The sequence below is a fragment of the Sulfuricurvum sp. RIFOXYD12_FULL_44_77 genome (assembly GCF_001830725.1).
GTDB classification, from domain to species: domain Bacteria; phylum Campylobacterota; class Campylobacteria; order Campylobacterales; family Sulfurimonadaceae; genus Sulfuricurvum; species Sulfuricurvum kujiense_A.
This window is the reverse complement of sequence record NZ_MIBU01000066.1, coordinates 1-9,124: the sequence shown is the minus strand read 5'-3', so window position 1 is coordinate 9,124 and position 9,124 is coordinate 1. Positions and strand designations below refer to the sequence as shown.

8 protein-coding genes are annotated in these 9,124 nt (G+C 43.9%); all 8 read right to left on the bottom strand.

Features of this window, described 5'->3' with window-relative positions; genetic code table 11:
- On the bottom strand, positions 1–284 hold a 284-nt coding region (locus A2517_RS03190), incomplete at its 3' end, for an AAA family ATPase (protein WP_294894058.1).
- A gap of 3 nt (positions 285–287) precedes the next feature.
- Positions 288–1,142, bottom strand: coding sequence for an NAD(+)/NADH kinase (locus tag A2517_RS03185; protein WP_294894056.1), 855 nt, complete (start codon positions 1,140–1,142; stop codon positions 288–290).
- A gap of 58 nt (positions 1,143–1,200) precedes the next feature.
- A complete protein-coding gene (locus A2517_RS03180) occupies positions 1,201–2,070 on the bottom strand; it encodes a phosphatase (RefSeq protein WP_294894054.1) in 870 nt (289 codons plus the stop codon).
- On the bottom strand, positions 2,070–4,199 hold the full coding sequence (locus A2517_RS03175; protein WP_294894052.1) for a hypothetical protein: 2,130 nt from the start codon (positions 4,197–4,199) through the stop codon (positions 2,070–2,072). Before A2517_RS03175 ends, A2517_RS03180 begins: the two co-directional genes overlap by 1 nt.
- 34 nt (positions 4,200–4,233) lie before the next feature.
- The gene (locus tag A2517_RS03170) at positions 4,234–6,363 is read right to left on the bottom strand and encodes a hypothetical protein (RefSeq protein WP_294894050.1); all 2,130 of its coding nucleotides are present in this window, start codon (positions 6,361–6,363) and stop codon (positions 4,234–4,236) included.
- An 11-nt stretch (positions 6,364–6,374) separates the two neighbouring features.
- Positions 6,375–7,586, bottom strand: coding sequence for a threonine ammonia-lyase (ilvA, locus tag A2517_RS03165; protein ID WP_294894048.1), 1,212 nt, complete (start codon positions 7,584–7,586; stop codon positions 6,375–6,377).
- A gap of 9 nt (positions 7,587–7,595) precedes the next feature.
- On the bottom strand, positions 7,596–8,027 hold the full coding sequence (locus A2517_RS03160; RefSeq protein WP_294894060.1) for a CoA-binding protein: 432 nt from the start codon (positions 8,025–8,027) through the stop codon (positions 7,596–7,598).
- 44 nt (positions 8,028–8,071) lie between these two features.
- Positions 8,072–9,124 (bottom strand): citrate synthase (locus A2517_RS03155; protein WP_294894046.1); only part of this gene is annotated, 1,053 nt, incomplete at its 5' end.

Below are 9,124 nucleotides of genomic sequence, written 5' to 3'. Positions count from 1 at the left end.
CTTTGGTTGTTGATAAAATAGCGGGTTTTCTCTTTTTTAACGTGACGAAAAATATTGAGAGGCTCATTTTGAAGGCCGTAACGCTCTTCATCGATATTCCACGAAACAGACGATTCACACACCTGTGCATCGACATTTTCAAGCCCCACCGAGGCCAAAATCGAACGCATCAAAATCGATTTACCGCTTCCGCTGGGGCCGGTAAAGACGACTAACCCCGGATGAAACTCCAAGTCTGCCTCTTTAAAGGTCAAAAACTCTTTTAAATAGAAACGTTCTATCACCGATTAATTCCCCCACCCTAATTTCTCTTTGAGTACTTCAAAATAGTTAAACTCTTTTCGATGGATCAGATGTGCGGCACCGCTTGCGAGTTTTATATGAACGGTGTCACAATCACTAATCTCAACTAAATCCTGACCATCCACAATGACCAAAGCACTCGCATCGGGAGTCTTCATCTCAATCTCAAAATGACCCGGCAAAACGACGGGACGCTGTGTCAGCGAATGGGGGCAAATCGGGGTAAGGGCAAACACCTGCGTCAGAGGAAACAGCACCGGCCCTCCTGCGGATAAGTTATAGGCGGTCGATCCCGTCGGAGTCGATACGACGACACCGTCACCATAATAGGTGTTAAAGCTCCGTCCGTCGACATAGGTCTCAAGACTAATCATCTTTGCAATCGAGGGGCGTGTCAATACGATATCGTTAAACGCAAAAATCTGACTCTCACCGTTTGGGGTCACTATGGTCGCTTGCAATACGGCGCGCTGATCGATACGGTATTCCCCCTCAATCATTTTGTCTACAAACGATTCGAGTTCCGCGAAGTCAAGATCCGCTAAAAAGCCAAGTTTACCCGCATGGATTCCTAACACTGGTAGCTGATAGCGATACGACCGTCGAACGGCAGAAATGAGGGTTCCATCACCACCGATAGTAACGAGAAAATCGCAATTTTGACACATCATATCAAACGGCTGACCCATCACATCGATCATTCCACCGCTGATATTATCGATAATAACCTCAATACCCCGTGATTCAAATATCCGCTTTGCTTCAAAAAACATCTCTTTAAGCTCAGGAGTTGAGGGGCGCAGAAGCATTCCGACGCGTTTAATATTAGTTAATTTCAATATTTCGCCCCTTTTTTTTGTTTTCTATTATAGCTAACTTCCACACAAGGTCAAAATTTTAGTGCAAATTGTAATATTCTAATGCGATACCTTCACGCAGCCCGTCATCAATAATAATTGCTTCCTCACACCCCATCGCCTCATAAATCGCTGTGACCATTAAAATCCCCGCGATAATTAGATTCTCTCTCCCTACCCCGACATAGCGCGTCCGTTCTGATTCACCCATATTCAGCAGTTCATCATACACACGGTAGCAATCGGCCAGATACAATCGATACCCGTTAATTTTTTCGGCCTCATACGTTGTGTAATCCATACCGCATAAATAAGCGGCAATTGTTGTTGGGGTTCCCGCCGTCAATACCAGTGTTGCGGATTGGTTAGGGACACTTTTTTGGACGACGTTTTTAAACCTCTGAATCTTCTCAACCAACGTGTTCTCTCCCGCTTCACTAAGGGTGAGTATTCCGAAATTAAGACTCACGGTTTCAACACTATTATGAGTATAGTGTGTCAGTTCCGTAGAGCCGCCGCCGATATCCGCCAGCACAAACGATGAGGGTTCTAATCCCAATAAGGATAGTCGATACAAAACCGCATTGAGGGTTAGTATCGCCTCTTTTTCGCCGTCAATAATTTCAAAGTGTATGCCGGTTGATGCAGCAAGTGTTTCTAATACTTCTACGGAGTTATCGGCTAATCTCATGGCAGCGGTCGTATAGGCTTGAATCGGTTGGGTAAAATCGAGGTTCTCCTTGGCTTCACCGATTGCATCGATTATCCGAGCCAGTGCTTTGTTTCCGATTAAACGGGTTTCTTGAAGCCCTTCGGCCGTCCGTACGATTTTCTCAAAACTTTTTCCCCATTTTTCACCGTCAAATTCGATAAAACGGATCGTATTGGAACCTAAATCAATCGCGACCATTACCCGCCCTGCGTAATATCATAGAGCCGCATTGACGGTGCCCATAACTCTAACGAGCCTTGCTTGAGTGTTTCAAGATCGAGGCTAGATTCGTACAATAGTATAAAATAGTCGTATACACTGCGAACACCCTCATCTAATCCAAATAGTTCAACATACTGCCGAAGTCCGAATTCGATCCTCTCTTGAGGAGCTTTAAATTGTATTTTTTGCTCCAGTTGCACACAATACGCTTGTCCTATCACAGCGGCTATTGCCCTATATTTATCACGTATCTCCCGATAGGGTTCAAAAACATCGAATATCTCTTCAATACTGCCTGTTGATGCAAACCGTTGTGCTGTATCCACAATACTATTCCATTGACGTTCCAATACTTGTGCTTCAGGTGTCTCATACAGAAGCGGATAGATGCTGAGATAGGAAAATGCATTGGAGAGATCATTCGAAGCTATGGCCTTATAAAAAAGATGTTTTATCCGTATCGTTTCGATCATCTCCTGAGCTTCATGCGCATAATCGGGAAAGGATATTAAAATCTTACACGCTTTTCGTGCCGTTGCATAATCACTTTTTGCGTACGCTTTTTGGGATTGAATATAGAGTATGTCTCCATATTCCATAGTTGACGCGTACTCGGAAAACTCTTTTAAAAACGGATATTTTTTAACCAGTCCGAAAAACTTAACGTAATCGTGCTGTGCAATTGTTTTTTTCATATAGTCATACATTTGGCGTTGTTCAAACAGCTGTTGAATCATCACCGTTTTATCCGATATTCCGCGATACGGTGCCAATAGTGCTTTGGCTTGCTCTTCTTTATTGGGCAATAAAATAAGCTCTTGCGCTTTAGCAAAAACCTTTTTCCACGCAAGCTCCATTTTAAAATAAAGTTCCGATTCTTGAATAGCGGGATATTGTTTTGCCAACGAATAGGCTAAAGGGAACCTCCCCACTTTTATATACCCTTGAAACTGCTCGTATTTTTCATACGAACTGAGTAGTTGATTGATAACCGTATTTTTTTTAGGTATACCCGTGAAAGGGGCAAAAAGTTCTTTCGCCGATGAGCGTTCATTTTTTTCAAGAAGCTCGCGCCCTTGGACAACGCTCTGTGCCCACAGTTTCTCTGCTGCCTCATAAGTTTTAGAATAAACCAACATCGGGTTATTCTCAATCGCTGTATAAAATGGTTTAAATCGGCGTTCGCGAATCATCTCCATACACTCCGGTTCATCACTCAAAAGCGAGTAAATACGGACATTTCCCCCTACGGTTCCGATCACTAAACACAGTGGATCATCGAGCAGCGCAAGGGAGGTTATCTCTTCACTCTCTTTGATATAACGTGGGGTAACTTGTTCCATAGTATGTAGATTGTACAACCCTACGTACCCCAGTTTGGTTCCGACGAAAAGAAACTGCTTACTCGGACTGATACACATAGAGGTAACTTCATCGGTCATTTTTGAAAGACGTTTCAGCACTTTAGCACTGCTCATATCCCATACAATCAGCCCTCCTGCACGTTCAACGGAGAGAAGTTTCGCTTCCGGCAAAAATAGAATCTCTTTGATCATATCCGAATGTCCGCGCAGCTTTATCGGATCTTTCATAGTTGCGGTATTGAGTAGATTAATCGATTTGTCGTAACTTCCGGTTGCAATCCACTGCCCCTCATCATCAAAAGCAACGGAGCTGATAAAATCAGCATGCGGGGGGAGTGAAAAAGCTAGATGGGAGGTTTTAAGAACCCAAGCAAAAGACTTCCCGTCTTGACCGCATGTGATGAAATATCGCCCCTTCGGGTCCATAGCGACGCTCTCAACTTCACCTTCGTGACGACCCGCTTTGTAAATCAATTTTCTCTTTGATAAACTAAAAATGGCGGCTTGATTCGTATCGGCAACAGCGGAAACTAAATAGTTGCCATCCGGTGTCAAATCGACATAGCTGCTAAGATTTCGTTCATGTTGAATATTTGTTTTAAATCCGTCTACCACCGCAAACGTATCTCTATCAATAATACGAAGGGTATTTTGTGAATCCACTACCCCTAACTTTCTATCGGTAAGGCTCTTTACAAAAAGTATCGGCAGTTTAAAGTTTAGTGATTTGATTATTTCCATATACTATTTTATCAGTACTACCGTGAGTTTCATCTTATACCCGCGCCGTGATATCATCAATCCGGTTCATTGGACTCCACGTTTCTAGAGAACCTTTTTTAAGCGCTTGAAGGTCAATCTTGGACTGAGTCACACGCTTTAGAAAATCTACAATACTTAAAATGGCTTCATCAATTCCAAAAAGAGTCACATATTGTCGGACACCTCGTTCGATGGTATCTAAGGGGGCATCACGACGTATTTTTTCTTCGAGCTGTACACAATACGCTTGTGACACAACCCCTGCCATCGCTCTATACTTATCACGTATTCCGAAATAGGGTTCGAAAACAGCTCTGGTTTCAGCGGCATTACCTGATGCCGCATACTTCTGTGCTTTATCCACAGCACTGTTCCATTGACGCTCTAAAAGCTGTGCTTCACGTGTTTCATACAAAAGAGGATAGGAACTAAGATAGGAGAAAGCATTGGAGAGGTTATTGGTGGCAATCGCTTCAAAAAAGAGATGTTTAATTCGTATGGTATTGCCTACTTCTTGAGCTTCTTGGGCATAATCTGGAAAAGAGACCAAAATTTCACACCCTTTTCTCGCCGTAGCGAAATCCCCTTCTGTATAAGCTTTTTGGGTTTGGATATAGAGCTTATCGGCGTATTCCATCACTTCGGTATATTCTTCAAACTCTTTCAAAAACGGATACATTTTTACAAGTCCGAAAAATTTCACATAATCGCGTTGCGCTATCGTTTTTTTAAAGTATACATACATTTTACGTTGTTCAAAAAGTTGCTGAATCAGTACGGTTTTTTCCGATATCCCCCGATATTGTGCTAACAATTCCCTAGCTTGTTCCTCTCCATTGGGAGTTAAAATAAGCTCTTGGGCTTTAAAAAAATTCTTTTTCCATTTTGCTTCCATCTTAGTGTAGATCTCTGAGTCTTGAAAGGAGGGATATTGTTTGGCCAATGAATACGCTAATGCAAGGTGACCCTCTTGAGCAGATAATCGGTATTGTTCATATTTCTCATACGAGCTGAGCATCTGAGCGATAAAGGGCTGTTTTTTTCCAATGACAGCAAATGGGGCAAAAATCTCTTTTGCTTTTTGTCGCTCATTTTTTTCCAAAAAGGAGCGCCCTTTGTTGAGTGCATCCAGCCAAATTTTTTCCGCCGCCTCATAGAGCTTGGAATAAGAGAGCATCGGGTTATCTTCCAACGCATCATAAAATGATTTATAATCTCCATCGCGCAGCATAGCCAAGTATCTTTTCTCATCCCCCAAAAGAGAATAAATATGGATATTCCCCTTGAGTGTACTGATAGCCAAACGGAGTGGATTACTCAATAATGCCAAAGAGCTTATCGTCTCATGAACTTTAATATAGTGTTGCGTAACAAGTTCCATCGTCTGCATATCGTATAACCCGACATAACCGAGTTTGGTTCCGACAAAAACAAAACGCTTCGTCGTGCTGATACACATAGAGGTAATATCGTCGTTCATTTTTGAAAGCCGTTTGAAGACTTTCCCTTTCCCTATATCCCATACGATCAAACCGCCGCCCCGATCAGCCGATACAAGTTTTGCCTCCGGTAAAAAGAGCATTTTGACTATAACGCCGGTGTGCCCATAGAGTTTAATAGGCTCCCCCATAGTAGCTATATTAAATAATATAATTATTTTATCGTAACTGCCGGTGGCGATCCATTGTCCATTTTCGCTAAATGCAACCGTACTGACATAGTCAGCATGAGGGGGCAATGCAAACGCAAGACGTGAGGTTTTAAGAACCCATGCAAATGCTTTGCCGTCTTGTCCGCATGTAACGAAATATCGACCGTTCGGATCAACTCCGACACTCTCGACATCGCCGTGGTGATGACCCACTTTATAGAGAAGTTCTCTTTTGGATAAACTAAAAATTCCGGCTTGATTGCTCCCGACGATGGTAGAAACGGTGTATTCGCCATCCACCGTCATATCGACATTGCTGCCAAGGTGACGTTCATGCTCAAGGTTGGTTTTAAAGCCGTCTACAATATCGTAGGATGATTCATCCACTATTCGGAGAGTATTTTGAGCATCAATAATTCCCAAGTTACCGTTGGATAGTGTTTTTAGAAGAAGTACGGGGTGTTTAAAATTTAATAATTTTAAAGCTTCCATACTCAATTACCTCAATGTTCTTCGCTGCTGAGATAACGGTGTTCTTTAAGTAAATCACGAATTTGTGATTGATGATCTTGCCCTTTTGTCTCCAAATGGATCATCACGTTTGCATCCCCATAGGCAAGTGTCGTAGAGGTACGATCATAGGCGATATGGACGATATTCGCATTAAGATCCTGAAGCATACGGGTCAACTGCATCAGTGCGCCCGGTTTATCTATCAATGTAACGGTAAGTTTCATCTTACGGCCTGATTTGATAAGCCCTTTTTCGATAATGATGGAGAGCAATGTCACATCCATATTCCCGCCACTGAGGACAACACCCACTTTTTTATCGCGCAAATGATCTAGTTTGTGATGCAATAATGCGGCAACACCTGCCGCCCCTGCCCCCTCGACAACGAGTTTTTGACGTTCCAGCAAAAACAAAATGGCGTTGGCAATCTCTTCATCATCGACGCTGACGAACTCATCAACCGATTCAAGAATATGAGAGAGGGTAATCGGTGACGCATCCCGCACCGCGATCCCATCGGCAATAGTGCGCACCGCCAAACTGTCAATCACCCGTTTGGCTTCATACGACTCCCGCATAGCAGGTGCACCCGCCGCACCGACACCGATGACACGGATATGAGGAGAGAGCGCTTTGATCGCCGATGCCATCCCCGAAATAAGTCCGCCGCCGCCGACGGGGATCACGATGGCGTCAAGATCCCCCATACATTCGAGCATCTCAAGCGCTATCGTCCCCTGCCCCGCCATCACCGCTTCATCGGCAAACGGATGGACAAAAACCATGGCATGCTCTTCACCGTAACGGGCTGCATACGCATACGCTTCATCGTAATTGCTCCCCGCCAAAATAACTTCGGCACCGTAATAGCTGACGCCGTTAATTTTGGTCAACGGTGTCGATTCGGGCATAACGATGAGCGCTCTGGCGCCGAACATTTGAGCCGCCATCGCAACCCCTTGCGCATGGTTACCCGCACTGGCCGCAATCACACCGCGATCTCGCTCACTCTGAGTTAGAGAGGCAATCTTATTGTAAGCACCTCGTATTTTAAACGCACCGGTAACTTGAAGATTCTCTTTTTTGAGATAGACCTGACATCCCGATTCCTCACTGAGCCTAGGAGCATGCGAAAACGGTGTTTTAACAATGACATTTTTGATACGTTCATGTGCTTCGTATATCGTTTTTAAATCGATCAAACTTTCCCTTTAACTGCGGCTGATTCGATGTTCGACCATCGTACAATGGTTCTGAACTACTTGCATCCCCGCATTGCGGGCACGCTCAGCCGCTTCATTATTGACTATCCCTTTTTGTGCCCAAAACACTTTAACATCCCCACGCTCGATACACGCATCGGCTATGGCATTTAGAGCATCGGGTTTACGGAATATATTAACCATATCGACCGAACATGGTATTTCCGCAAGGCTGCGGTACACTTTTTCACCCAAAATCGTCTCTTCTTTCGGATAGACAGGGATAATCGTGTATCCGACACTTTGAAGATATTCCGCTACACGGTAGCTGTCTTTGGTCGCATCGGGGGAAAGTCCCAAAACCGCAATCGTTTTTACCTCATCCAAAATTGTTTTAATTTCATCATTCGTAGCATTGACAGTGGGAAATTCACACTCCATTAAAGCTCCAGTCACATATAAAGTTTCTTATTATAGCAAATAATTCAGAGACCTTTTTTTACTTCTCCGATGTAGCGCTGCCGTGGGCGCGCAATTTTCATTTCGTGATCGTTATTCAATTCGATCCATTGGGTAACCCACCCAACAGAGCGTCCAATGACAAAGATAATCGTAAACATCGATTTCGGTATTTTTAGTGCCGTCAAAATTAGACCGGAATAAAAATCGATATTAGGATAAAGCTTGCGCTGAATAAAATATTCATCTTCTAATGCAATTTGTTCGATCTTCTCCGCTATCTTCAATAAATCGTTATTAACACCAAGTTCATCTTTCAGCTGATCGAGAAGATTTTTAAGGATTTTCGCTCTTGGATCAAAGTTTTTATAGACCCGATGACCGAATCCCATCAGTTTGAACTCATCGCTCGGGTCTTTCGCACGTGCAATAAACTCATCCACGTTATCCACACTCCCGATGTATTCGAGCTGGGCAATCACCGACTCATTCGCTCCGCCATGCGCCCTCCCCCAGAGGGCATTGATTCCGGCGGATAACGATGCATACGGATGTGCCCCCGTCGATGCGACAGCACGTACGGTAGAGGTAGAGGCATTTTGTTCATGATCGGCATGGAGGGTAAATATCGTATCGAGCGCTTTGACCTCAACGTCACGAATTTCGAGATTCTCTCCCGGATAGGCACGCATCATATAGAGAAAATTTTCGGTAAAGGGGCGTTCAATATCGGGATAAATATAAGGGATTCCAAACATACGTCGATGGGTAAACGCTGCCAAAGTAGGAATCTTGGCAATAATCCGTCGAGCCATCACTTGCGCCTCTTCCTTTGTCGTCACATTCAGATGTTCAAAATAAAAGGTCGAAAGCGCCGAAACCGCCGATGACATCATCGCCATCGGATGAGCTTTATCGGGGAATGCGTCAAAAAGACGTTTTAACCCTTCATGGACAAAGGAGCGTTTTCGCAGCTCAATATCGAATTCGGCCCGCTCTTTTTCATTCGGAAGCTTCCCTACCAACAGGAGATAAGCGACATCCAAATAGCTCTTCTTTGTCGCTAAATCACTAATGTT